Source organism: Rhodosalinus sp. FB01, from assembly GCF_041365715.1.
GTDB lineage: Bacteria > Pseudomonadota > Alphaproteobacteria > Rhodobacterales > Rhodobacteraceae > Rhodosalinus.
This window is the reverse complement of the sequence record NZ_JBGFSH010000006.1, coordinates 130,946-155,905: the sequence shown is the minus strand read 5'-3', so window position 1 is coordinate 155,905 and position 24,960 is coordinate 130,946. Positions and strand designations below refer to the sequence as shown.

At 69.3% G+C, this 24,960-nt stretch carries 24 protein-coding genes; 12 read left to right on the top strand and 12 right to left on the bottom strand.

What is annotated here, in order from left to right; all coding sequences use genetic code 11:
• The 3 genes from AB6A65_RS11090 to AB6A65_RS11080 all read right to left on the bottom strand — a co-directional run.
• Positions 1 to 882 (bottom strand): tyrosine recombinase (locus tag AB6A65_RS11090; RefSeq protein ID WP_371038448.1); only part of this gene is annotated, 882 nt, incomplete at its 3' end.
• Positions 879 to 2,414 (bottom strand): hypothetical protein, encoded by a 1,536-nt coding sequence (locus AB6A65_RS11085; RefSeq protein ID WP_371038447.1) that lies wholly within the window; start codon positions 2,412 to 2,414, stop codon positions 879 to 881. The genes AB6A65_RS11085 and AB6A65_RS11090, both read right to left, overlap by 4 nt.
• Complete coding sequence (locus AB6A65_RS11080; protein ID WP_371038485.1) at positions 2,404 to 2,592, bottom strand: hypothetical protein; 189 nt, start codon at positions 2,590 to 2,592, stop codon at positions 2,404 to 2,406. The genes AB6A65_RS11085 and AB6A65_RS11080 overlap by 11 nt, the downstream gene beginning before the upstream one ends.
• A gap of 78 nt (positions 2,593 to 2,670) precedes the next feature.
• Between AB6A65_RS11080 and AB6A65_RS11075 the strand changes: the two genes are divergently transcribed.
• Positions 2,671 to 3,219: a shikimate kinase gene (locus tag AB6A65_RS11075; protein ID WP_371038446.1), complete on the top strand. Its 549-nt coding sequence runs from the start codon at positions 2,671 to 2,673 to the stop codon at positions 3,217 to 3,219.
• Positions 3,216 to 4,373: a 3-dehydroquinate synthase gene (aroB, locus tag AB6A65_RS11070; protein ID WP_371038445.1), complete on the top strand. Its 1,158-nt coding sequence runs from the start codon at positions 3,216 to 3,218 to the stop codon at positions 4,371 to 4,373. Before AB6A65_RS11075 ends, aroB begins: the two co-directional genes overlap by 4 nt.
• Here aroB and AB6A65_RS11065 read toward each other — a convergent pair.
• The 3 genes from AB6A65_RS11065 to ssb form a co-directional block, all read right to left on the bottom strand.
• Positions 4,343 to 4,666, bottom strand: a complete 324-nt coding sequence (locus tag AB6A65_RS11065) for a cupin domain-containing protein (protein ID WP_371038444.1) — start codon at positions 4,664 to 4,666, stop codon at positions 4,343 to 4,345. The two genes, aroB and AB6A65_RS11065, sit on opposite strands and share 31 nt — an antisense overlap.
• A 154-nt stretch (positions 4,667 to 4,820) precedes the next feature.
• Positions 4,821 to 5,903: a site-2 protease family protein gene (locus AB6A65_RS11060; RefSeq protein WP_371038443.1), complete on the bottom strand. Its 1,083-nt coding sequence runs from the start codon at positions 5,901 to 5,903 to the stop codon at positions 4,821 to 4,823.
• A gap of 58 nt (positions 5,904 to 5,961) precedes the next feature.
• Entirely contained in the window at positions 5,962 to 6,450 is a 489-nt protein-coding gene (gene ssb / locus AB6A65_RS11055; protein WP_371038442.1) for a single-stranded DNA-binding protein, read from the bottom strand.
• 222 nt (positions 6,451 to 6,672) lie between these two features.
• Between ssb and AB6A65_RS11050 the strand changes: the two genes are divergently transcribed.
• Positions 6,673 to 7,266, top strand: coding sequence for a lytic transglycosylase domain-containing protein (locus tag AB6A65_RS11050; RefSeq protein ID WP_371038441.1), 594 nt, complete (start codon positions 6,673 to 6,675; stop codon positions 7,264 to 7,266).
• A gap of 49 nt (positions 7,267 to 7,315) precedes the next feature.
• Here AB6A65_RS11050 and AB6A65_RS11045 read toward each other — a convergent pair whose 3' ends face one another.
• From AB6A65_RS11045 to miaA, 6 genes are all read right to left on the bottom strand, one after another.
• Positions 7,316 to 9,400 (bottom strand): dipeptide ABC transporter ATP-binding protein, encoded by a 2,085-nt coding sequence (locus tag AB6A65_RS11045; protein WP_371038440.1) that lies wholly within the window; start codon positions 9,398 to 9,400, stop codon positions 7,316 to 7,318.
• A 111-nt stretch (positions 9,401 to 9,511) separates the two neighbouring features.
• A complete protein-coding gene (locus AB6A65_RS11040) occupies positions 9,512 to 10,981 on the bottom strand; it encodes an ABC transporter permease (RefSeq protein ID WP_371038439.1) in 1,470 nt (489 codons plus the stop codon).
• 16 nt (positions 10,982 to 10,997) lie between these two features.
• Entirely contained in the window at positions 10,998 to 12,062 is a 1,065-nt protein-coding gene (locus tag AB6A65_RS11035) for an ABC transporter permease (protein WP_371038438.1), read from the bottom strand.
• Between the two features lie 131 nt (positions 12,063 to 12,193).
• Positions 12,194 to 13,861: an ABC transporter substrate-binding protein gene (locus tag AB6A65_RS11030; RefSeq protein ID WP_371038437.1), complete on the bottom strand. Its 1,668-nt coding sequence runs from the start codon at positions 13,859 to 13,861 to the stop codon at positions 12,194 to 12,196.
• A 232-nt stretch (positions 13,862 to 14,093) separates the two neighbouring features.
• Positions 14,094 to 14,960 carry a helix-turn-helix domain-containing protein gene (locus AB6A65_RS11025; protein WP_371038436.1) on the bottom strand — a complete coding sequence of 289 codons (867 nt, stop codon included), beginning with the start codon at positions 14,958 to 14,960 and terminating at the stop codon, positions 14,094 to 14,096.
• 96 nt (positions 14,961 to 15,056) lie between these two features.
• Entirely contained in the window at positions 15,057 to 15,941 is an 885-nt protein-coding gene (gene miaA / locus AB6A65_RS11020) for a tRNA (adenosine(37)-N6)-dimethylallyltransferase MiaA (protein ID WP_371038435.1), read from the bottom strand.
• A 117-nt stretch (positions 15,942 to 16,058) separates the two neighbouring features.
• Between miaA and pyrH the strand changes: the two genes are divergently transcribed.
• The 9 genes from pyrH (at position 16,059) to AB6A65_RS10975 (ending at position 24,952) form a co-directional block, all read left to right on the top strand.
• Complete coding sequence (pyrH, locus tag AB6A65_RS11015) at positions 16,059 to 16,787, top strand: UMP kinase (RefSeq protein WP_371038434.1); 729 nt, start codon at positions 16,059 to 16,061, stop codon at positions 16,785 to 16,787.
• Positions 16,788 to 16,900: 113 nt separating this feature from the next.
• On the top strand, positions 16,901 to 17,467 hold the full coding sequence (frr, locus tag AB6A65_RS11010) for a ribosome recycling factor (protein WP_371038433.1): 567 nt from the start codon (positions 16,901 to 16,903) through the stop codon (positions 17,465 to 17,467).
• A gap of 13 nt (positions 17,468 to 17,480) precedes the next feature.
• Positions 17,481 to 18,215 (top strand): polyprenyl diphosphate synthase, encoded by a 735-nt coding sequence (gene uppS / locus AB6A65_RS11005; RefSeq protein WP_371038432.1) that lies wholly within the window; start codon positions 17,481 to 17,483, stop codon positions 18,213 to 18,215.
• Positions 18,212 to 19,006, top strand: a complete 795-nt coding sequence (locus AB6A65_RS11000) for a phosphatidate cytidylyltransferase (protein WP_371038431.1) — start codon at positions 18,212 to 18,214, stop codon at positions 19,004 to 19,006. Before uppS ends, AB6A65_RS11000 begins: the two co-directional genes overlap by 4 nt.
• Positions 19,006 to 20,178, top strand: a complete 1,173-nt coding sequence (gene dxr / locus AB6A65_RS10995; protein ID WP_371038430.1) for a 1-deoxy-D-xylulose-5-phosphate reductoisomerase — start codon at positions 19,006 to 19,008, stop codon at positions 20,176 to 20,178. The genes AB6A65_RS11000 and dxr overlap by 1 nt, the downstream gene beginning before the upstream one ends.
• A gap of 10 nt (positions 20,179 to 20,188) precedes the next feature.
• A complete protein-coding gene (gene rseP / locus AB6A65_RS10990; RefSeq protein ID WP_371038429.1) occupies positions 20,189 to 21,532 on the top strand; it encodes an RIP metalloprotease RseP in 1,344 nt (447 codons plus the stop codon).
• A gap of 108 nt (positions 21,533 to 21,640) precedes the next feature.
• Entirely contained in the window at positions 21,641 to 21,766 is a 126-nt protein-coding gene (locus AB6A65_RS10985) for a hypothetical protein (RefSeq protein ID WP_371038428.1), read from the top strand.
• Between the two features lie 170 nt (positions 21,767 to 21,936).
• The gene (gene bamA / locus AB6A65_RS10980) at positions 21,937 to 24,288 is read left to right on the top strand and encodes an outer membrane protein assembly factor BamA (RefSeq protein ID WP_371038427.1); all 2,352 of its coding nucleotides are present in this window, start codon (positions 21,937 to 21,939) and stop codon (positions 24,286 to 24,288) included.
• 4 nt (positions 24,289 to 24,292) lie between these two features.
• The gene (locus tag AB6A65_RS10975; protein WP_371038426.1) at positions 24,293 to 24,952 is read left to right on the top strand and encodes an OmpH family outer membrane protein; all 660 of its coding nucleotides are present in this window, start codon (positions 24,293 to 24,295) and stop codon (positions 24,950 to 24,952) included.
• The last annotated feature ends 8 nt before the right edge of the window (positions 24,953 to 24,960 follow it).

Sequence of the window (24,960 nt, the reverse complement as noted above, 5' to 3'; positions counted from 1 at the left end):
GGAGATCTCGGTGGTCGACAGGTCCGCGTGGCCCAAAAGCGTCTGGATCACGCGCAGATCCGCCCCGCCTTCGAGCAGGTGCGTGGCGAAGGCATGACGCAGCGTGTGTGGCGACACGCGCTCGGCCGGCACGCCGGCGGCGCGGGCAAGTTCCTTCACGATCAGGAAGAACCGCTCTCGCGTGAGGTGCCCTGACCTGGCGCGCGAGGGAAAGAGACAGGGCGAATCCGGCTGCCCGGCCTCGGCGCCCCGCGCCGCCGCCGCGTCGCGCAGCGCGAGCCAGCGGGCGAGCGCGTCGCGCGCGGGCGGCGAGAGCGGAACCATGCGTTCCCGCCCGCCCTTGCCGCGCACGAGCAGCATCCGCGGGTCCCCGCGCGCCGCGGCGACAGGCAGCGCCACCAGTTCGCTCACCCGCATGCCCGTGGCGTAGAGAAGCTGCATCAGGCAGGCGTTGCGCGCGCGTTCCGCCGCGTCGCGGCCGGTGGTATCGGCGGCCGCGAGCATCCGGTCGACCTCGTCATGCGACAGCGTCTTGGGCAGGCGGCGCGCCCGGGCAGGTCCATCGAGGCGCAGCGCGGGATTGTCGCCGCGCCAGCCTTCCTCGTGGATGAAGCGAAAAAGCTGCCGGATGGACGAAAGCCTGCGGGCGCGGGTCGCGGCGGAAAGCCCCTCGGCCTCACAGGCAACGAGGTAGGCCTCGATGTCGGCCTTCTCCGCACCGGCCGTGTCGGTGCCCCGCCCCGCCAGCCACCCGGCGAAATCCCGCAGGTCGCGGTCGTAGGCGCGAAGCGTGTTCGGGGCGGCGCCCCGCTCCGCCGCCTGCGCGTCGAGAAACGCCGAGATCCAGCGCCGGTCGCCTTGGGCGGGGGCGGAGCCCGTCATCGCGCGGGCGCCAGCAGCATGGCCTGCAACGCGGCCTGCCGCGCCGTGTCCTCGAGGCCGACCGCGCGCAACGTCGCCAGCGCGTCGGCGAGATCGGGCAGGTCGCCCGCGATCCCGGCGGAATAGAGCGCCATGGCGCGCAGGATTGCCTCTCCGAGGCGCCCCTCGGAAAGCTGCCGCGCGAGCGCGTCCGGCGGCGCCCGGTCGAAGCCACGCGTCACCGCTTGGGCGCGCGACGAGGGGGCCGCGACGCGCGCGGGTCTGCCCTCGGCCAGGGCGGCGAGGAACCGCGCCTCGTCCGTGTCCGGCGCGCGGCCCCGCGCCACCGCCTCGTAATCGGGCGAGAGCAGTCCCGCGGAAAACGCGATCCGGCCGGCCGCGCCATCGAGCGACAGGGCGGCAAGGCGCGCCCCGAAGAGCCGCGCGAATGGCACCGCGAGATCCGCGTCGCGCATCGCGCGCCACGCGGGCGGTAGCGCCGCGCCGACGGCCGCCACCTCGCCCGTCTCGAGCGCCGCGTCGAGCCGTTGCACCGCCGCGACGCGATCCCAGACCCCGCCCGAGGCGGCCGGCTGGTGCCGCATGTAGATGCCGATGAGCCGGTTCTCGGAAATCGCCCCCATCCGTGCGAGGCGTTCGGCGGCGTCGAGTTGCGCCTTCCAGCCCAGATCCCCCGAAAGCGCCGCCACCGAGAACGGGCGGGGCAGGGCCGAGGGCGGCAGCGGCGCGCCGATCGCCTCGCGCAGGCGGTAGTCCAGCGCGTCCGGCTGCGGCCCCGGCGGCAGCTCCGGCGCCGCCAACGCCTCGGGATCGAGGAAACGGCGCAGGAGATCCGCCTCGACCGGCGTGAGGGCATCGAGCACCGCCGCCGCCTCCAGCGTGGCCGACGCGCTGTCCCAGCGCCCCTGCCGGGCGAGGCAGAACACGCGCGCCCCGTAGTCGGGCGCGGCGGCGGCGTGACGCTCAAGGCCGCCGCAGGCCGCCACCGGATCGCCGGCCAGAAGCGCGAGGTCGAACCACCGCGCGGCCAGCGCCGGCGAGGACGGGCCCGCACGCTCGACGAGTGCGAGCGCGGGCTCCACCGCGCCGAGCGCGTGGAGCTTGTCGATCCGCGCGAGAAGCAGGCGCGCCTCGGGCCCCGCGTCGGCGGGCGGCGCGGCCTCGGCCAGGAGCAGCGAATAAAGCAGCGCCTGCATGGCGGGCTGACCCTCGACGCGCTGCGCGGCGATGAGGTCGATCAGGGTTCGGGTGGCGCTGGCCTGCCACAGCGTCGCGGGAACCCCCGTGACGTTGGTCGGCAGAAGGCCCACGGCGTCGGGTGACAGCGCGCCGAGCGGGCTGACCGCGATGTCGGGCACGCCGGCGCTGCGTGCGATCGGCGGTTCGCCGCCCATGGGGCCGGGCGCGCGTTCCATCGGGGCGCGGGTCATCTCCTCCAGCCATTCGATCGCCGCCATGGGCTCCTGCGCCGCGCCCGGCATCGGCACGAGCAGCGCAAGCGCGGCAAGGGCGCCGGCGACCCTATTGCACATCGATGATCACCGGTTCGCGCCGTTCCTCGGCGGGCGCGGAGAAGTCCGCGCCGAAGAACGGCCCGATATAGGCGTATGCCACCACGCCGATCGCCGCGAGCACCGCGAGATAGACCAGCCATTTGAGAAGACGCCACATGCCCTTGACCTGCCTGCCTGTTCGGGTGTTGTGGAACATATATGGCAAATTCGGCAGGCACACGACAGTGCCCCTGAGCGATTGCGTTTCGGCGAGGGATGGCTGAAAGGGGCGCAGATGGGCAGGACACTCGGCAAGACGGTGGTCATGGTCGGCATGATGGGCGCGGGCAAGACCGCGGTCGGCAAGGCGCTCGCGCATCGGTTGGGCGTGCCCTTCCGCGATTGCGACGCCGAGATAGAGGCCGCCGCGAACCGCACCGTGGCGGAGATCTTCGCCCGCGACGGCGAGCCGTTCTTCCGCGAGAAGGAAAGCCGGGTGCTCGAGCGGCTGCTTCAGGACGCCCCGGGCGTCCTGTCCACCGGCGGCGGCGTGTTCCTGTCCGCGCGCAACCGCGCCCTCATTGCGGCGCATGGCGTGTCCGTCTGGCTGCGCGCCGACCGGGCGCTGCTCTGGCAGAGGGTGCGCAACAAGGACACCCGCCCGCTTCTGCGCACCGCGGATCCGCGCGCGACGCTCGATGATCTTTGCGCGCTCCGCGAGCCGGAATACGCCAAGGCCGACGTGGTCGTCGACAGCGCCGCCGACCGCTCCATCGAGGAGATGGCCGCGCGGGTGGAGGCGGCGCTGCTGGACCGGCCCGATCTCTGGGAGGACCCCGAATGAGCAGGATCGAGACCGTTGCCGTCGCGCTCGGCGCGCGAAGCTACGAGATCCGCATCGGTCGGGGCCTCATCGCCCGCGCGGGAGCGGAGATCGGCCCGCTGCTCGCGCGCCCGCACGTCGCCGTCATCACCGACGAGACGGTGGCCGCGCATCATCTCGACGCGCTTCGCGCGGGGCTCGCGGCGTCCGGCATCGGCTGCACCGCGCTAGCGCTGCCCCCCGGCGAGGCGACGAAAGGCTGGGAGCAGCTTCGCCGCGCGGTGGAGTGGCTGCTCGACGAGCGGGTGGAGCGGCGCGACGTCGTGGTGGCGCTCGGCGGCGGCGTCATCGGCGATCTGGCGGGCTTCGCCGCCGCGATCCTGCGCCGGGGCGTGCGCTTCGTGCAGGTGCCCACGACGCTCCTGGCGCAGGTGGACAGCTCCGTGGGGGGCAAGACCGGCATCAACACCGGCCACGGCAAGAACCTCGTGGGCGCGTTCCACCAGCCGAGCCTCGTGCTGGCCGACACCGGGGCGCTGGCGACCTTGCCCGCGCGCGATTTCCTCGCGGGCTACGGCGAGGTCGTGAAATACGGCCTTCTGGGCGACGCCGCCTTCTTCGAGTGGCTCGAGGGCGCGGGCCCCGCCCTCGCCGCGGGCGACGAGGCCGCGCGCATCCGCGCCGTGCGCCGTTCCTGCGAGATGAAGGCCGGGATCGTCGCGCGCGACGAGACCGAGCAGGGCGACCGCGCGCTTCTCAACCTCGGCCACACCTTCTGCCATGCGCTCGAGGCGGCGACCGGCTATTCCGACCGGCTGCTCCATGGCGAAGGCGTGGCGGTGGGCTGCGCGCTCGCCTTCGAGCTCTCCGCCCGGCTCGGCCTTTGCAGCCAGGAGGAGCCGGGGCGCGTGCGCGCCCATCTTCGGGCCATGGGCATGAAGACCGATCTTTCAGACATTCCCGGGCCGCTGCCCGACGCCGATGACCTGCTCGCGCTCATGGCGCAGGACAAGAAGGTGGTGGACGGGCGGCTGCGCTTCGTGCTGGCCCGCGGCATCGGGCGCGCCTTCGTCACCTCCGAGGTGCCGCCCGAGGCGGTCCGCGGGGTTCTGGAGGATGCCCTGGCGGCGCGCGGCCCGTCGGCCTATCCCTCTTCCACCTCGCCGTCCCAGTAGCCCACGGCCGAGTCGCGACGGAACCAGTGCGAGAAGCGCGCGAGATCGCCCGAGGCGAGGTCGCGGAAGGGGATGCCGGTACCGGCGCGGATGAACACCACGTCGAGGGGCTTCAGCGCGTGATCCTCCTTCCCGTGGTGGAGCACGCCGATGCCGTCGAAAATCACGAAGAGCTCATGGTTCACGTAGTGGTAGTGCCGCGGGAAAGCCTTGGAGCGTGGCGGCACCGCGGCGAGGTTGATGCCGAGGCCCTCGGTGGCGAGCGCGTCCGATGAAGGCGAAGCGCGCCTCAAACTCGCGGCGCCGCGGGTTTGCGTCGGTGAGCCCCGGATCGGCGAGCACGTCCTCGATCGAGACGACGGGAGGCGGGAAGCCGGTCATGGCGGGGTCTCCTCAGCGCGTTCCGCCACCAACTGTCCCCTGCCCGTGCGACATGCGCGTGACGCCTCAGGAACCGCGCCGCCCGTTCAACATCATCAGCTCGCCCACGTTCTCGCGCGTGATGTAGCCCACGAACTCGCCCGTGCGGCGCGTGACCGCCACGGCGGGCGCGTTCTGGCGGTACATCGCGTCGAAGACGCCCTCCAGCCCCTCGCCAAGGCCCACCGTCGGGATCTCGGTCTCCATCACCTCGTGCACGGGGCGCGTGGTCCGGCCCTCGGTTGTCTCGGCGAAGATGGAGTTCCGGGTGAGCAGCCCGACGAACTGCCCGTCCGCGTCCAGAACCGGGAATTCGTGCTGGGTGGTACGGATCAGCGCCGCGCCCGCCGCCGACACCGTGTCGTCGGGCGAGAGCGCGTCGAAGGTGGTGATCATCGCCTCCCGCGCCATCATCCGGCGCGAAAGGTCGCGCATCGCCACGTCGTTGCTTTCCGCGCCCGCGGCGATGAAGACGAAGAAGGCGATCAGCAGCAGGATCGGGTTGCCGGAGGTCAGGCCCAGAAGCCCGAGCGCGAAGGCCAGGACCTGTCCGCCGGTCGCGGCGACCCGCGTGGCGCGCACGCGGTCCATGAAGATGCTGAGCGTCGCGCGGAAGACCCGGCCCCCGTCCATCGGGAAGGCGGGCAGCAAGTTGAAGACCGCGATGAACAGGTTCACGAGGGCGAGCCGGCCCAGGAACCCCTCGGTCGTGTGCTCGATCTGGGCGAGCTTCTCCAGATCGGTTTCGGCGCCCAGCACGACCACGAGGATCGCCCAGATCGCCACGTTGACCGCGGGACCGGCCAGGGCCACGAGGATCTCCTGACCGGGTTTTTCGGGCATGGACTCCAGCCGGGCGAGCCCGCCGATGGGCAGCAGCGTGATGTCGGGCGTGCGGATGCCGTAGCGCCGCGCGGTGAGCGCGTGGCCGAACTCATGCGCCACGACACAGGCGAAGAGCGCCGCCACGAAGAGGATGTTTTCCAGCGCGGCGGGCCAGCCGCCGTCGGAGAAGGCCACCCAGCCCACCCAGAGAAGGAGCAGGAAGAAGGTGGCGTGCACGCGAAGCTCGGAGCCGAAAAGCCGGCCGATGGGGAAAGACCAGGTCATGCGATGTATCTAGGGGGTCGGGTGTGTCGTCCCAAGGCCCGGTGTCCGGCGCGGCGGCTCAGAACGGGATCTCGTCGTCGAAATCGCGGCTCGATCCCCCCGCGGGCGCGGGTTCCGGCGCGCCCCGGTCGCCGCCATACCCCCCGCCGTAGCCGCCGCCGTAATCGCCGCCACCACCACCGCCGCCGCTGCCCTCGCGACCGTCGAGAAAGGTCATCTCGCCCTGGTAGGGACGCAGCACGACCTCCGTGGTGTAGCGATCCTGCCCCGACTGGTCCTGCCACTTGCGGGTTTCGAGCTTGCCCTCGAGATAGACCTTGGAGCCCTTGCGGAGATATTGCTCGGCCAGACGCACCAGCGCCTCGTTGAAGATGGCGACGTTGTGCCACTCCGTGCGTTCGCGGCGCTCGCCGGTGTTGCGGTCCTTCCACGTCTCGGAAGTGGCGACGCGGAGATTGCAGACCTTGCCGCCGTTCTGGAACGACCGCACCTCCGGGTCGCGGCCGAGATTGCCGATCAGGATCACCTTGTTCACCGAGCCTGCCATGTCCGCCTCCGTCGCTTGCGTGCCTCGCGCAGGTTACATCACCCGGCGGGGCTGAAGAAAAGGTAAAACTTGAAACGACCCGCGCCAGTCCCCTGCCCGGGGCCGGGAAGACCGCGCTGTTGCCGGCAGGGCGCATCCGTCGTAGCCTTTCGACGGCAACGGGGCGCCGAGATCCTTCGGATATGATATCGTCTTTCTGTCCGGGAAAAGGGAGGACACGCGATGAGACGGGCAGGGAACCTTTGCGTCGCCGCGATCGTTGCATCGCTGCCGACCCTCGCGGTGGCAGATGTGCTGTCGTCCAAGAGCCGGGCGCACATCTTCTCGTCGCAGACGAAGCTGCTCGATACGCGGCTTGCAAGGCAATACAACGACTCCGTGCGGCTCCAGCCGCCGCGCGCAAAGGTGCCCACGAAGTGGGACGAGGCGGCGCCGCGTTTCGAAGGGCGCTATGACGGTCCCTATCTTGCCGTCGCACGGCAGGCCGCGCGCCGGCACGGGGTGCCCGAGGATCTGTTCCTGCGCCTGGTGCAGCAGGAATCGGGCTGGAACCCGCGGGCCGTCTCGCACAAGGGCGCGATCGGCCTCGCGCAGCTCATGCCCGATACCGCGCGACTTCTGGGCGTCGACCCGGAGGACCCGCACGAGAACCTCGACGGGGGCGCGCGCTATCTCGTCGAACAGTACCGCGCGTTCGGCGACTGGCGTCTTGCGCTCGCGGCCTACAATGCCGGCCCCGGCGCAGTGAAACGCCACGGAGACGTTCCCCCTTTCGACGAAACGCAGACCTACGTCCGGGCGATCCTGGGACGCTGAGCGCCCCTGAGGCAGCGCCGGGCCGAGGGGCCCGGTCGCCGTCTCGCGCTCACTCCGCCGCGATGGTGATGACCGGCTCCATCTGGCGGAATTCCTCTTCCGGCAGATGGCACTTCACCTGGTGGCCCGAGGCCAGCTGGATCATCGGCGGCACCTCGGTCTCGCACTTGTTCCCCGGCACCTTGGATTTCCAGCGGCACCGGGTCTGGAACGGGCATCCGGGCGGCGGGTTCATCGCCGAGGGGATCTCGCCCTCGAGCACGATGCTCTTCTTCTCGACATGGGTGTCGGCGATGGGCACGGCCGACAGAAGCGCCTCGGTGTAGGGGTGGTAGGGCGGGGCGAACACCTGCTCGGTGTCGCCGATCTCGACGACATGGCCGAGATACATCACCATCACCCGGTCCGCGAGATAGCGCACCAGCGACAGGTCATGCGCGATCACGATGAGCGTCGTCTTGTGCTCGTTCTGGATCTCCATCAGCAGATCGGTGACCGCGGCCTGCACGCTCACGTCGAGCGCCGACACCGGCTCGTCCGCGACCACGATGCGCGCGTCGCCGGCGAAAGCGCGCGCGATGCCGACGCGCTGCTTCTGCCCGCCGGAGAGCTGGCGCGGCATCCGGTCGGCGAATTCCCGCGGCAGTTTAACGAGGTCGAGCAGCCTGAGCATCCGCTCGCGCCGGTCTTGCTCGGAGTTGCCGATCTTGAAGATCTCCAGCGCGCGGATGAGTTGGCGCCCGACGGTCATCGAGGGGTTCAGCGTGTCGAACGGGTTCTGGAACACCATCTGCACGTCGGCGATGGTCTTGGTGTCGCGCTGCTCGATGGGCGTCTGTTCGATGTTGCGGTTGTCGAGCAGGATCTGCCCGTCGGTCGCGGTCTCGAGCCCCATGAGCACCTTGGCGAAGGTCGACTTGCCGCAGCCCGGCTCGCCCACGATCGCGAGGGTTTCGGATTCCCGCGCCTCGAAGGACAGCGTCTCGTTGGCCTTTACGACGCGTTTCTCGCCGCCCCCGAAAAGCGCGCTGGCCGCGACCTCGTAGTATTTCTTCAGGTTCTCCATCTTGAGCACGACGGGCCCGATCTCGGCGCGGCCCTTGTGCGCCTCGGCCTGCATCGGGGCGTCCCAGTCGATGTCCTTCCAGCGCAGGCAGCGCGTCTCGTGGGTGCCTTCCTTGTCCACGTCCTCCATGTAGATGTGGCCCTGGTCGCAGACGCCCTCCTCGAAGTAGTCGCAGCGCGGACCGAAGTTGCAGCCCCTGGGGCGTTCGTGGGGCAGGGGGAAGTTGCCCGGAATGGCCTTGAGCGGACGTTCGGTCTTGTTCGCGCCGGGCAGCGGGATCGTGCGGAAGAGCGCCTGGGTGTAGGGGTGGCGCATCTTGTTGAAGACGGTGTCGATGTCGCCACGCTCCACCGCCTCGCCGGAATACATCACACAGATCCGGTCGCAGGTCTCGAGCACGAGGCCCAGATTGTGGGAGATGAAGAGCATCGAGGTGCCGTACTTGCGCCCGAGATCCTTCACCAGCTCGACGACCGCGGCCTCCACCGTCACGTCGAGCGCGGTGGTGGGCTCGTCCAGGATCAGCAGCGAGGGGTTCGCCATGAGCGCCATGGCGATGACGATGCGCTGCTGCTGCCCGCCCGAAAGCTGGTGCGGATAGCTTTTCAGGATGCGCTCGGGGTCGGGAAGCTTGACGTCGCTGACCACCTCGAGGGCCCGCTGGTAGGCCTCCTTCTCGGAGACGCCCTCGTGGATCATCGGCACTTCCATGAGCTGCTTGCCCACCCGCATCGCCGGGTTGAGCGAGGCCATTGGCTCCTGGTAGATCATCGCGATCTCGGAGCCGCGGATCTTGCGCAGATCGTCGGCGGACATCTCGCCCATGTCCCGGCCCTTGAACTTGATGGTGCCGCCCACGATCTTGCCGTTGACGCCGAGGTCCTGCATCACCCCCAGCGCCACGGTGGACTTGCCGCAGCCCGACTCGCCCACCAGGCCGACCGCTTCGCCCGGCTGGACCATCACGGAGAAATCCATGACCGCCGGGATCTCGCGCAGCCGCGTGAAGAACGAGATCGAAAGCTTGTCGATCTCGAGGATCGGACCGTCATAGTCCCGTTTCGCCATGTCTTCCTCCCCGTTCGGAGCTGGTCTTGTTTTTCAAGGGACGCCCGGGGGCGCCGCCCCCGGACCCCCGGAGTATTTTCAACCCAGAAGAAGCAGGGGCTTCTTCTGGGCCTAGTCGCGCAGCGACTCCTCCCGCAAACCGTCGGCGAGCAGGTTGAGGCCCAGCACGAGGCTCAGGAGCGACAGCGCCGGCGGCAGGGCCGGGTGGAGGTAGATCGACAGGAGCTTGCGCCCCTCGTTGATCGTCGAGCCCCAGTCGGGAGATTCCGGCGGCAGGCCGAGGCCGAAGAACCCGAGCGTGCCCAGCAGGATGGTGGTGTAGCCGATGCGCAGGCAGAAATCGACGATCAGCGGCCCGCGCGCGTTGGGCAGGATCTCCCACAGCATGATGTACCACTTGCCCTCGCCGCGGGTCTGCGCCGCCGCCACGTAGTCGCGCGTCTTGATGTCCAGCACGAGCCCGCGGACGATGCGGAAGACGGTGGGCGAGTTCACGAACATCACCGCGACGAAGACCACGAGGATGCCGCCGGGGATGTCGAAAAGGTCGAACCAGGAGAGCGAGGCGGGCAGGAAGTCGATCTTCGTGTCCTGCTGATGGACGAGGGACAGGTAGAGCCAGCCCAGCAGGACCAGCACGACCGCCAGCACCGGCGTGCGCACGCCCGGTCGCGTGTAGAAGCGGGAATTGATCATCACCGCCACGAAGAGGATCGGGAAGAGGAAGAGGACCGCGGCCATGAAGACGGGAATGCCCGTTTCCACGATCTCGGGCGTCACCAGGAGGTAGAAGAGCAGGATCACCGGGAAGGCGAGGATCAGGTTGGCGAGGAAGGACAGGAAGGTGTCCAGCCGGCCGCTGTAGTAGCCCGCGGGCAGCCCCAGCGTGATCCCCACCATGAAGGCGAAGAGCGTGGCGAAGGGCGCGATCTTCATCACCTCCCACGCGCCCTTGATCATGCGCGAGAACACGTCCCGCGCGAGGTTGTCGCCGCCCAGCAGGTAGTAGGGGTAGAGCCCGCTCTCGGCCGCGCCCGGCACCGGCGAGCCGGGCGGCTCGTTCTTCATGCCCGAGACCTGCTGAAGCTCGCCATGGGTCACGATCATGTCGAACGGGCCGCCGAAGATGGCCGCGAAGACCCAGAACATCACGATGCCGAAGCCGATCATCCCGATCATGCTGTCGAAGAGCTTGCCGTAAAGCCCCAGCCGGCGCTTGTAGGTGATCGACAGCGCGAAGGTCAGGACGAGCGCGATCCAGACCGGGGTCAGGCGGCCCGCCATTGCGCCGATGATCCCCACCGTCTCCAGGTTCCCGATGACCATGCCCGCCACCACATAGGCGGCGCAGCAGGCCAGGAAGAGCAGGATCGCGAATTTCATCGCCATGAGCGTGTAGTCGAGCGGCGCGCGGCTGAGCATCACCGCCTCGCCGTTCTCGTAGGCGATCTCGCCCGATTTCGCGCCCACGAGCGACAGGGCCCAGTTGGCCAGGAGGGCCAGCGCGAAGACCGCGACGGCGGCCATCATGGTCGGGGTGAGGACGGAGCCGAGATCGCCGGTCCAGGTAAGCGGTTCCATGTTCCTGCCCTCCCTCTCAGGCGACGCTGATGCGCGGGTTGAGATAGACGTAGCCGATGTCGGAAATGAGCTGGGTGACCAGCACCACAACCACCGACACAACCGAGACCGCGAGCAGCAGCTCGATGTCGTTGTTGCCCGCCGCCTGCACCAGCGTCCAGCCGAAGCCCTTGTAGTTGAAGAGCGTCTCGACGATCACGACGCCGTTCAGCAGCCACGGGAACTGAAGCATGATGACGGTGAAGGGCGCGATGAGCGCGTTCCGGAGCGCGTGGCGCAACACTATGTTGGGAAAGGACACGCCCTTCAGCCGCGCGGTGCGGATGTACTGCGCCGTCATCACCTCGGCCATGGAAGCGCGCGTCATCCGCGCGATGTACCCCATCCCGTAAAGCGCGATGGTCAGCACCGGCAGGAAGAAGTTCTCGAAATTCGGGTTCTCCATCGCGGAGGTGGCGGTGCCCTTGAACCATCTGAGCCCGACGGCGGAGGAGGCGAAGACCGCGATCAGGATCACGCCCGAGACGTATTCCGGCGTGGCCGTCGTGGTGATCGCGACCGTCGAGAGCGTGCGGTCGGTGCGCGAGCCCTCGCGCATCCCGGCCAGAACGCCCAGAACGAGCGCCGAGGGCACCATCAGGATCATCGTCCACAGCATCAGCCGGCCGGTCAGCCCCAGCCGCTCGCCGATGATGCCCGCGACGGGCTGGCGGAACACGGTGGAATAGCCCCAGTCGCCCTGCAGCACGCCGCAGAAGCGCGGCGCCTCGGCCGCTTCCTCGGGCGTGACCGCGCCGTCGATGCACCGCCCGCGCACCACCGCCTCGCCGTTGCGGGTGTCGTCGCGCGTCCAGCCCGGCGCCACGCCGAGCCACTGGGCGTATTTCACCGGCACCGGCGCGAGATAGCCGCGGTTGTCGAGCCACTGCGTGACCTCGGCGTCGGTCATGCGCATGTTGCCCTGGGTTTTCGCGAGCTTCTCGAGGTTGGGGTAGAGGTTCGTCAGGAAGAAGACGATGAAGGTCAGGCACAGCGCTGTGAGGATCATCACCCACAGCCGCCTCAGGAAGAAAAGTCCCATCCAATCCCCTGTCGGTCGGACCTTCGCGAACCTTGTGCCGGTCCGTCTCGGTCAGTCTTGTTGAGCGCGGACGCGCCGTGAAAGAGCGTGGCCGCGCCCCGTCGCCGGGGGCGCGGCCCGATGCGCCAGCCTCAGGCGGCGAGGCCCAGCTGGTAGGTGTGGATCTCGAAGGTCGGGTGCATCTCGGCCCCCACCACCCGGTCGGTGTAGTGCCGGTAGATCGAGCGCCAGTAAGGCTGGATGATCACGCCGTCGTCGCGCAGCATCTGCTCGACCTCCGCCATCACCTGCCGCCGCTGGTCGGCGTCGGCGATCGACATCGCCTCGGCCAGCTTGGCGTCGAAGTCGGGGTTCGCGTAGGCCGTTTCATTCCACGCCTCGCCCGAGCGGTAGGCGAGCGCCAGAACCTGCACGCCGAGCGGGCGCATGTTCCAGTTCGTGGAGCTGAACGGGTATTGCGCCCAGTCGTTCCAGAAGGTCGAGCCCGGAAGCACCACGCGCGTGACGTTGATGCCGGCGTCGCGCAGCTGCGCGGCGACCGCGTCGGTGGTGTTCTTGCGCCAGTCGTCGTCGATGGAGATCAGTTCGTGTTCGAAATCGGCCATGCCGGCCTCTTCCATCAGGGCGCGCGCCTGCTCGGGATCGTGGGGCGCGGGACCGATATCGGCGTATTCGGGATGGATCGGGCAGACGTGGTGGTTCTCCGCCACGGTGCCGAGACCCGCATAGCCGAGCTCGAGGCAGACCGCATTATCCACGGCGAGCGCGAGGGCGCGCCGCACGCGCGCGTCGGCGTAGGGCTTGATGTCCCCGACCATCGCCTCCTGGTTGGGGCGGATCGTGATGGTGTTGGCCGTCACCGCCTCGGACTTGGTCCAGCCGATGGCGTCGAGGATGTCGATGAACTCGCCCACGGATTCGTAGAGCATGTCCACTTCCTCGGACTCGGCCGCGGCCAGCCAGGAGGCCGGGTCGGTGCCGAAATCGATGAATTCGACGCGGTCCAGATAAGGGCCGCCGTAGACGTCGGCCCCCCACCAGCGGTGATCCTCGTTGCGCACCAGGACGGAGCGGATCCCCACCTCGTGGCTTTCGGGCAGGAAGGGGCCGGTGCCGATCGGCACATCGGTCGGGTTCTCGCCGTTGTAACTCGGGTGAACGACCGCCGCGGGATAGTCGGCGAAACCGGCGATGAGGGTGATGTCGGGCACGCTGGGGCGAAGGGTCAGCGTATGGGTGCCCGTCACCTCGATCGCACCCTCTCGGATCTGGCCGGTCTCGTCGTCGATGAGCGAGGCCACGCGCGCGGCCATCGAGTTCGCCTCGACCTCCTTGTCGCCCCAGCGGCGGATGTTGTGGGCCACGTCCTCGGCGGTGAAGGCGTCGCCGTTGTTCCACGTCACGCCCTCGCGCACCTTGATCTGGTACTCGGTGGCGTCCTCGTTGATCTCCCAGCTTTCGAGGAGCATAGGGCGGAACGTGCCGTCGGCCTGGTATTCGACGAGGTAGTCGAGCCAGCCGCGGTAGACGTTGGCGATCTGCGACCAGTCCGCCGTGCGCGGATCCTTGAGCGCGCGCACCGCCATCTGGACGCGCAGCGTACCGCCGTCCTGTGGCGTGGCCTGCGCGGCGGCCGGGCGGCCGAGCCCGCCGAGCGCATAGGCGCCCGCCGCCGTGACGCCGAGCGACGAGGCCCGCGCGAGGAATTCCCGCCGGCTGAGCTTGCCGGCCTTGAACTCCTCGGCGTACATGATCGCCGCGGGATGCACCGGTTTGCCGTTGATCGTCGGATGGGGCATGGAACTCTCCTGTCTGCGGTCTGGATAGACACTTTTGTTCATTCTTGGCGGCGTACGATCCGGGCACCTCCCGGCCGCGTTCGATCACGGCCTTCGATCCGCCGGATCGACCCCTTGACGAAGCATTGGGCACGAGCCGAGCGCCCGCGTCAACGCCTGCTTTCGGCAATTCGCTGTCGGAAAGCGACATCCATCTGGTCCAAACGCGACATAACGGGCCGCCGGCCTCGGGTCAACGCGCCCGGGCGGGATTTGCCTGCTGGGACGCGCGGCGCAGTGCGGTGGGCGTCTGCCCGGTGTGATGCTGGACGAAGCGCGTGAAGTAGGCCGCGCTGGAGAACCCGAGCGCCTGCGCGATCTCCTGCACGCTGGGCACGGGCTCGGCAAGCGCGCTTCTGGCGGCGTGGAGCGTGCGCTGGGTCAGCAGGTCCGCCGCGCTCAGCCCCGCGCACTCCTTGCATACGCGGGACAGGTGGGTGGGCGTGACGTCGAGCTGCGCGGCATAGTCGGCCATCACACGCTCGGAGCGGAAGCCCTGAACGAGGAGCCGGCAATAGCGCCGGACCAGCCGCTGCGCGGCCGTTTCGGGCGCGGGCGTCTCCTGCGCCGCGAGCTGGCGACGCAGCCAGACGGAGACGAGCGCGGCATGCGCGGAGAGCGCCTCGGCCGCGAAGGCGCGTCCGCCGGACTGTTCGCGCTGCATCGCCTCCAGCAGCGCGGTCAGCTCGCTCTGGGCGAAGGCGTCGCGGATGCGCAGATGCGACGGCGCGTCGGGCAGCGCCGCATCCGCGCGCGGCGTCATCGCGACCGCCTGTCCGAAGCCCTGGGCGCCGATCTCGAAGGAAAAAAGCGTGCCTGCCGGCAGGAAGATCGCGTTGTGCACCGAAACGCCCCGGCGCAGGCCGTCCACCGTCACGCGGCCCTGGCCCTTCGTCGTCCAGAGCAACAGGTGCTCGGGCCGGTCATGCATCAGTCCGAGCTGCCAGCCCCCGCGGGGCGCGAGCTGCGCGATCGTCATGCAGCGGGGCGACGCGGGCGGCGCGGCGGGCGTCATCGGCTGGGCGAAACTCGTCGGGCGCGGAGCGTTCGAAGGGGTCAAGCGGGGCGGTCCTTCTCGAGGGCGATTTCGGGCAGCCGGCGAGCCCGGTGGTATCCGCATCCGGCGCGGGGATGCAAACCCCGCGCGCCGGCCGCCTCAGGCGTCAGCGGATTCGGGCCGGTGTCGCGTCCAGCCCCGCATGCGCGCGCGGAACCAGGTCCGCTGGCGCTTCGCGAAGCGCCGCGTGGCCACGGTGGCCGCCGCGCGCGCCGCGTCGAGCGACATCTCGCCCCTGAGGTGGGCGACGAGTTCGGCCGCGCCGATGGCTTTCGCCGCCGGCAGGTCCGGCGACCACACCGGCAGAAGCGCGCGCGCCTCCTCGAGCGCGCCTCCTTCGAGCATCGCGTCGAAGCGCGCCTCGATCCGGGGCGAGAGCCAGGCCTTGGGCGCATCGACGAGGATCGGCACCGTGCGCGACAGCGCAAGCCGCGGCGGCGGGGTGTCGTCCTGCCAGTCGGCAAGGCCGCGCCCCGTCGCCCGCAGCACCTCCCACGCCCGCGTGACGCGGCGCGGGTTCGCGGTGTCGATCCGGGCCGCCGTCGCGGCGTCGAGTTCGGCCAGAAGCGCGCCGAGCCCCCCCTCGGCAAGGCGGGCTGCCGCCTCCTGACGCAGCTCGGGCGGCACCTCGGGGATCTCCGCCAGCCCCTCGGTCAGCGCCGAGAAATAGAGCCCGGTGCCGCCCACCACGATCGGCCGGTCGGGGCCGGCGAGGATCGGTTCGAGGTCGCGCAGCCACTGGCCCACCGAGTAATCGGACCCCGGCGGCAGGAAGCCGTAGAGCGCGTGCGGCACCTCCGCCTCCTCGGCCTTCGAGGGCCGCGCGGTCAGCACGCGCCAGCTGCGATGGACCTGGATCGCGTCGGCGTTCACGATCACGCCGCCCTGCCGGCGCGCGATCTCGAGCGCCAGCGCCGACTTGCCCGACGCGGTGGGCCCGACGATGAGCACAGGCAGATCGGCGGGAATATCCTTCAGTTCCAATGTCCTGCCGCCTCTTTTTCAGGTTCGCCTCCGGCCGCGCGCAGGGCGCATTGAACCCGGCCGCGATTTCCGACATTTTGCGCCCGACCCTATGCCACCAGCCGGAGCGCGCGCAACATGGCCCCATCCCCCGTCCGACCCAGTTTCCAGCGCGTCATGCTCAAGATCTCCGGCGAGGCGCTGATGGGCCCGCAAGCCTACGGTCTGCACCCGCCCACGGTCGAGCGCGTCGCGCGCGAGGTGCAGTCGGTCCACGAGATGGGCGTGGAAATATGCATGGTGATCGGGGGCGGCAACATCTTCCGCGGGCTGCAGGGATCGGCCCAGGGGATGGAGCGCACGACGGCCGACTACATGGGGATGCTCGCCACCGTGATGAACGCGCTCGCCATGCAGTCGGCGCTCGAGACGCTGGGCGTCTTCACGCGGGTGATCAGCGCGATCCGGATGGACGAGATCTGCGAGCCCTACATCCGCCGGCGTGCGGTGCGCCACCTCGAGAAGAAGCGCGTGTGCATCTTCGCCGCAGGCACCGGCAACCCCTATTTCACCACCGACACCGCGGCCACGCTTCGCGCCAACGAGATGGCCTGCGAGGCGATCTTCAAGGGCACCAAGGTCGATGGCGTCTATGACAGTGACCCGCTCACCAACCCCGGGGCCCGGCGCTTCGACCGCATCACCTACGACCAGGTGCTGTCCGACCATCTCAAGGTGATGGACGCCTCGGCCATCGCGCTGGCCCGCGACAACAACCTTCCGATCATCGTCTTTTCGCTCGACGAGCCGGGCGGCTTCCGCGGGGTGCTCGCGGGCGAGGGAACCCACACCCTCGTCACCGACTGACGCGGGCGCGCGCAAGCGGCGGCGGCGCAACTTTTCGCGCCGACGCCTATACAAAACGGCGCGTGGCGGAGTATACGCGTCGAGCATCAGCTTCCAGCGAAGAAGAAGAGCACATGTCCGAAGAAGACCTAGAGATCGACATCGCAGACCTCGAACGCCGCATGGAGGGCGCGATGTCCTCGCTCCGCACCGAATTCGCGAGCCTGCGCACCGGGCGCGCCTCGGCCTCGATGCTGGAGCCCGTGATGGTCGAGGCCTACGGCCAGAAGACGCCGATCAACCAGGTGGGCACGGTCAACGTGCCGGAATCGCGCATGATCACCGTCAACGTCTGGGACAAGTCGCTCGTCGGCAAGGTGGAGAAGGCGATCCGCGAATCCGGCCTCGGCATCAATCCGCAGCTCAACGGCACGATCATCATGCTGCCGATCCCCGAACTCAACGAGGAGCGGCGGCGCGAACTGGGAAAGGTGGCCGCGCAGTATGCCGAGCACGCGCGCGTCTCGATCCGCAACATCCGCCGCGACGGCATGGACCAGATCAAGAAGGCCAAGGCGCAGGGCATGCCCGAGGACGACCAGAAGCTCTGGGAGGACGAGGTGCAGGGCCTCACCGATCGCTACACCAAGGCCGTGGACGAGGCGCTCGAGAGCAAGCAGTCCGAGATCATGCAGGTCTGAGAGAAAAGGGCGCATGGCCGAGGACGCCGCAGACAGCGCCCTGATGCCGGGCCCGCACCACGTCGCCATCATCATGGACGGCAACGGCCGGTGGGCGACCATGCGCGGGCGCCCGCGCCTTTACGGGCACCACGCCGGCGCCCGCCGGGTGCGCGAGATCGTCGAGTCCTGCCCGCGTTACGGGGTGAAGTACCTGACGATTTTCGGGTTTTCCACGGAGAACTGGAAGCGGACCCAGATCGAGGTCTCGGGCCTGATGAACCTGTTTCGCGGCTACATCCGGCGCGAGGCGCGCGCGCTTCTGGCCAATGACGTGCGCGTGCGGTTCATCGGCGACCGGGTGCGGCTCGACGACAAGCTGGTCGAACTGATGGACGAGCTCGAGCTTCTGACCGCGGGCTGCGCCGGCACCAACCTGACCATCGCGCTGAATTACGGCGGGCGCGACGAGGTGGCCCGCGCCACGCGGCGGCTGGCCGAGGACGTCGCGGCGGGACGGCTGAAACCCGCGGACGTCGACGAGGAGACGCTGCCGCGATACCTCGACACCTGCGTCTTGCCTGATCCCGACCTGGTCATCCGCACCTCGGGCGAGGCGCGCATCTCCAACTTCCTGCTGTGGCAATCGGCCTATTCCGAATACGAGTTCATCGACACGCTCTGGCCGGATTTCACCGAGGCGGAGTTCGGGCGGCTGATCCGCGCCTTCGCCGCGCGGGATCGCCGTTTCGGCGCGGTGCGGGCATGAGCGGCACCGCCGGTATCTGGGACGACCTGTCCGTCCGGATCGGCACCGCCGCCGCGCTGGCCGCCGCCGGCGCGGTGGCGCTCTGGGCGGGTGGCGTGCTTTTCACGCTTCTGGTCTCGGTTCTCGCGGGCGGCATGACCTGGGAGCTTGCGCGCATGCTGGCGCCCGGTCGGCCGGGCACCGCCTCGGCGCTTGGCGCGGCCGCGGCGCTCGCGCTTGCCGCGGCGGCCACGGCGCTGCCGGGCTGGGCCACGGCGGCGCTGCTTCTCGCGCCGCCCGTCGCCATCCTTGCGCTTCTCGGCCCGCGTGGCCCGCTCGCGGCAGTGTTCACGCTGCTTTTCATGCTGGCCGGGGCGAGCCTGCTTCATCTGCGGGCCGATGGGGGCGCGATCGCGGTCTTCTGGCTCGTCGCTGTCGTCGTGGCGAGCGACGTGGCAGGCTATTTCGCCGGGCGGCGGCTCGGCGGGCCGAAGCTCTGGCCGCGGGTGAGCCCGAAGAAGACCTGGTCCGGCACGGTTGCCGGCTGGGCGGCCGCTGCGCTCGCGGGGCTGGCCTTCGCCGGGTCGACGGGCGCGGGGGCGGCGCTCGCCGCCGTCTCGGTCGCCGTCGCCGTCGCGGCGCAGGCCGGCGACATCGCCGAAAGCGCGCTGAAGCGCCATGTCGGCGTCAAGGACAGTTCCGCGCTCCTGCCGGGGCATGGCGGGCTCATGGACCGCTTCGACGCGATGATCGGCGCGGCGGTCATGGTCCTCGCCCTCAGGGCCCTGACGGCGCTTCCGGGGGGCTCGTGATGCGGCGGATCAGCGTTCTGGGCGCCACGGGCTCGATCGGGCAGAACACGCTCGATCTGGTAGCGCGCGCGCCCGGGGAATTCGATGTCGTGGCGCTCACCGGCGGGCGCAACGTCGCGCGGCTGGCCGAGGATGCGCGGCGGCTCGGGGCCGAGATCGCGGTGACGGCCCACGAGGATCTTCTGGAGGGCCTGCGCGCCGCGCTTGCGGGCTCGGGCGTGGAGGCCGCCGCGGGGCAGGGCGCGCTGGTGGAGGCCGCGTCGCGGCCGGCGGACTGGGTGATGTCCGCCATCGTGGGCGCGGCGGGGCTTGCTCCCGGCCTTGCGGCGCTGGGGCAGGGCGCGACACTGGCGCTGGCCAACAAGGAAAGCATGGTTTGCGCCGGCCCGCTGGTGATGGCCACGGCGCAGCGCCACGGCGCGCGCGTCCTGCCGGTGGACAGCGAACACTCGGCAGTCTTCCAGGCGCTCGTGGGCGAGGACATGGCGGCGGTGGAGCGCGTCATCATCACCGCTTCGGGCGGCGCGTTCCGGGACTGGCCGCTGGAACGGCTGGCCCACGCCACGCCTGCCGAAGCGGCGACGCATCCCAACTGGGACATGGGCCAGCGCATCACCATCGACAGCGCGTCGATGTTCAACAAGGCCCTAGAGGTCATTGAAACGAAGGAATTCTTCGGCATGCCGCCCGAGCGGATCGAGGTCGTGATCCACCCGGAATCGCTCATCCATGCGCTGGTGGGCTTCGCGGACGGGGCGCTCATGGCGCATGTCGGCCCGCCCGACATGCGCCACGCCATCGGCTATGCGCTCAACTGGCCCGAGCGGCGCGCGCTGCCGGTCGCGCGGCTGGACCTGGCCGCGATCGGGCAGATGACCTTCCGGGCGCCGGATCTTGCGCGCTACCCCGCGCTGCGTCTCGCGCGCGACGTGATGGCGGCGGGCGGCCTTTCGGGCGCGGCCTTCAACGCGGCCAAGGAATGCGCGCTCGACGGGTTCCTCGCGGGGCGGATCGGCTTCACCGGCATGGCGGGCGTCGTCGAAGAGGTTCTCGACAGGGTTTGTGCCCGCCTTGGTCACAATGACGCCGCGATGGACCTTGATAAGGTGCTCGCGGCAGACCATCTCGCCCGGGATGAGGCCGAGAGGGTCATGACGGAACGAGCGGCATAGGGGCTGACACGTGGATTTCATCTCTCTCGTCCCGCAATTCGGCGGGCTTCTCTGGACACTTCTGGCCTTCGTGGTGGCGCTTTCGGTGATCGTGGCGATCCATGAGTACGGCCACTACATCGTCGGCCGCTGGACCGGGATCGAGGCGGAGGTCTTCTCGCTCGGGTTCGGCCCCGTGCTTTTCACGCGCATGGACCGGCGCGGGACGCGCTGGCAGATCGCAGCCTTGCCGCTTGGCGGATACGTCAAGTTCAAGGGCGACGCCAACGCGGCAAGCGGCACCGACCCCGAGAAACTGTCCCGGATGAACGAGGAAGAGAAGCGCCACACGATGGCCGGCGCGCCGCTCTGGGCGCGCTCGCTCACCGTTGCGGCGGGGCCCGCGTTCAACTTCGCGCTCTCGATCCTCATCTTCACCGGCGTCTTCATGCTGCGCGGCGCGCCGGTGGAGCCCCTCACGGTGGGCGAGATCCGCGAGCTTCCGGTGGCCGGCGCGCTGCAGGAGGGCGATGAGATCCTCGCGATCGCGGGCACGCCCCCGCCGGCCTTCGACACCCCCGAGGGGTTCCAGTCCTTCGCCGACAACGTGCCCCGCGAGGCGCTGATCGATTTCCGCGTGCGCCGCGACGGGTCGGACATGGTCGTGGAGGGGCCCTATCCCTATCCGCCCGTGGTCACGCAGGTGATACCGCGCTCGGCCGCCTTCGAGACCGGGTTGCGCGCCGGCGACGTCGTCACCGCCGTCGAGGGGGAGCCGATCGTCGCCTTCGAAGAGCTCAGGGAGGTCGTCGAAAGTTCCGACGGCGCGGAACTTTCGCTGACCGTCTGGCGCGCGGGCGAGACCATGGAGATGACCCTTGCGCCCAAGCGCATGGACGAGCCGCAACCCGACGGCGGCTTCGTCACGCACTGGCGCATCGGAATCGTCGGCGGGCTGGCCTTTGAGCCGGCGACGGAAATCGTTGGCCCGGTGGAGGCCTTCACCTCGGGTGTCGCCCAGACCGCGACCATCATCCAGGGGTCGCTTTCCGGTCTGTGGCACATGATCACGGGGGCGATCTCGACCTGCAATCTGTCGGGGCCCGTGGGGATCGCCGAAACCTCGGGCGCCATGGCGGCCCAGGGCGCGACGAGCTTCATCTGGTTCATCGCGGTGCTGTCGACGGCGGTCGGGCTGCTCAACCTTTTCCCGATCCCGGTGCTGGATGGCGGTCACCTCGTCTTCTACGCCTACGAGGCCGTGGCCGGGCGTCCGCCGAGCGATCAGGCATTGCAGGTCCTGATGGGGGCCGGGTTGGTGCTGATCCTGGGGCTGATGGCGTTCGCGCTGACCAACGACATCTTCTGCCCCTGATCCCTGCGGTCGGGGCGGCCTGTTGAAAAGCCGCCCCGAAACGGTCCAACTCCTGCCAGATTTTCCTGATCTTCTGTGGAGGCTTGAAACCTTGCAAGGAGCGGACCCATGCACTTGCACAGCATCGATACGCGCGGGCTTGGCCTGCTTCTCAGACTCAGCTGGGATCGTCTGCTGTTCCCGGCGGCGATTCTTCTCGGCCTGATGCTGGGGGCGTTTCTCGCAACTCTCTGACAGCTCTGGACGGCGTGTTCGATGCCCCGCGCCGGCGCGTTCCGACGCCGGGCGCGCCCTTGCGGCAACGCTTGCGCCGGGCTGTCACCGAAACCGGTTCCGCGCTTTGACAACATCCCGCAATCGCTATACCCACAACTACCAAATGGGGCGTCTGGACGGGTGGCGGCATGAGCGTGACACGGGTGTTCGCTGTAAAGGGCGATAAAGCGACGGGCAGCGGCAGAATCCCCGCCCTCAAGGCGTCTATCGCGCTGCCTTTGACGCTTGCGGCCGCGCTTCTCGTCGCGCCGTTGCCGGCGGGCGCGCAGACCTACAGCTTCGCCTCGGTGACGATCGAGGGCAACCAGCGTATCGAGCCCGGCACGATCCTGAGCTACGCGGGGATCCCCCGCGGCGAGACCGTCACCGCCGGAGAGATCAACGCCGCCAATCGCCGCCTTCTTCAGACCGGTCTGTTCGAAAGCGTGGAAATCATCCCGCGGGGCAGCGAGCTCGTGATCGTGGTGGACGAATACCCGACGATCAACCGCATCGCCTTCGAGGGCAACCGCCGGCTCGACGACGAGGCGCTTGCGCAGGCCGTGGAATCGCAATCCCGCCGGGTCTACAGCCCCGTGCAGGCGGAACGCGACGCGGCGCGCATCGCCGAAGCCTACGCCGTCGACGGGCGCCTGGCCGCCACGGTGCGCCCCCGCCTGATCGAGCGCAGCGACAACCGCGTCGACCTCGTCTTCGAGATCTTCGAGGGCGGCGTGATCGAGATCGAGCGGATCGGGATCGTGGGCAACGAGGCCTATTCCGACCGCCGCCTGCGGCGGGTGCTGAGCACGAAGCAGGCGGGCCTTCTGCGCGCGATCATCCGCTCCGACATCTTCGTGGAAGACCGGATCCAGTTCGACCGGCAGCTCCTGAACGATTTCTACCAATCGCGGGGCTACGTCGATTTCCGCATCACGGCCGTCAACGCCGAGCTGTCGCAGGAGCGCGACGCCTATTTCGTGACCTTCAACGTCGAGGAGGGACAGCAGTTCCGCTTTGGTGAGTTGACCGTCTCGTCGGACCTGCCCGATGTCGATCCGGACCTGTTCCAGGCGGCGCTTCGGACACGCCCCGGCTCCGTCTATTCGCCGCTCGACGTCGAGCGCGACATCGCCCGGCTGGAGCGGCTCGCGGTGCAGGAGGGGCTCAACTTCGTGCGGGTCGAGCCGCGCGTCGTCCGCAACGACCGCGACCTGACGCTCGACATCGACTTCGCGCTCGTGCGCGGCGAACGCATCTTTGTCGAGCGTATCGACATCGAGGGCAATACCGCCACGCTCGACCGCGTGATCCGGCGGCAGTTCGGCGCGGTGGAGGGCGATCCGTTCAACCCGCGCGAGATCCGCCAGAGCGCCGAAAGGATCCGCGCGCTCGGGCTTTTCGCCGACGCCGAGGTGGAGGCCCGCGAGGGCAGTTCCGAGGATCAGGTCATCATCGACGTGAACGTCGAGGAGCAGCCGACCGGCTCGATCTCCTTCGGCGCCAGCTACTCCACGGAGGGCGGGCTGGGCGCGACCGTCGGCTTCCGCGAGCGCAACTTCCTGGGACGTGGGCAGAGCATCGGTTTCCAGCTGTCCACGACCGACGAGAACCAGGAATATTCCTTCACCTTCGGCGAGCCCGCCTTCCTGGGCCGCGACCTGCGCTTCGATCTCGAACTTTCCTACCGGGAAACGGACAGCTTCCTGTCCAGCTACGACACCGCGATCGGGCGGTTTCAGCCGTCCTTCACTTTCCCCGTCTCCGAGAATGGGCGGCTTCAGGTGCGCTACACCGCCGAAAGCTCGGACATCTCGCTCGACGATCCTTCCGCGGTCGGACCGCTCATCCAGGACGAGGCGGATCGCGGCGAGGTCTTCAACAGCTCCGTCGGCTACACCTACAGCTACGATACCCGCCGCACGGGGCTCGACCCGAACTCGGGCATCCTTCTGCAATTCGGCCAGGACTTCGCCGCGCTCGGCGGCGACGATACCTTCGTGCGCACCACGGCGCGGGCGGTGGCGCAGACCCGCATCCTGCGCGAGGAAGTGACGCTGCGGGCCACGCTGGAAGGCGGCGTGCTGAACTACAGCGACGGATCGAGCCGCGTGACCGACCGCTTCTTCCTCGGCCCCCGGCGCCTGCGCGGCTTCACCACCGACGGTATCGGCCCGCGCGAAGTGACGGCCACGACAGACGACGCGCTTGGCGGCGACAAATACGCCGTTGCGCGCTTGGAGGCCGAGTTTCCGCTCGGCCTGCCCGAGGAATACGGCATCTCGGGCGGCGTGTTCTACGACGTGGGGTCGCTCTGGGGGCTCGACACCAGCTCGCCGGATGTCCTCTACGAGGATTTCACGGTGCGGTCCGTCATCGGCGTCTCGATCTTCTGGGACACGCCGATCGGGCCGCTGCGGTTCAACATTTCGGAGCCGTTGCAGAAGAAACCCTTCGACGAGACGCAGAACTTCGATTTCACCATCCAGACCCAGTTCTGAGGGCATGGCCCGCGGGCTGAGCCGCTCCCTCGCCGCGCTGCTCGTGGCGGCGCTGGCCTGGGTGCCGTGGGCCGCGGCGCAGCAACAGCCCTTTTCTGCGCCCGCGCGTCTTCAGAGCCCGATCCTGACGGTGGAACCGGAGCGGCTTTTCGCGGAGTCTGCCTTCGGTCGGCGAGTGACCGAAGAGCTCGAGCGGCAAGGCGCGGACCTTGCCGCCGAGAACCGCCGCATCGAGACCGAACTCACCGCCGAGGAACAACGCCTCACCGAGCAGCGCGAGACGCTTGCGCCCGACGAGTTTCGCGCGCTGGCCGATGCGTTCGACGAGAAGGTGCAGCGCATCCGCCGGGAGCAGGACGGGAAGGCGCGGATGCTCTCGCTGCGCAACGAGGAGGCGCGCCGGGCGTTCCTGGCCGCCGCGCAACCGGTGCTGGAACGGCTGATGCGCGAGGCCGGAGCGGCGGTGATCCTCGAGCGTGGATCCATCTTCATGAGCGCGGAGGTGATCGACGTCACCGATCAGGCGATCGCGCGTATCGACGCGGAAATCGGTGACGGGCTCTCTGCCGATGACCCGGCCGCGCCGTCCCTGCCCGAGGCGCCGCCGCCCGGGGACACGGCCGAGACGCCGTCCGCTCCCGGCGCCGACGGCGACCGCGACTAGCCCAGCTT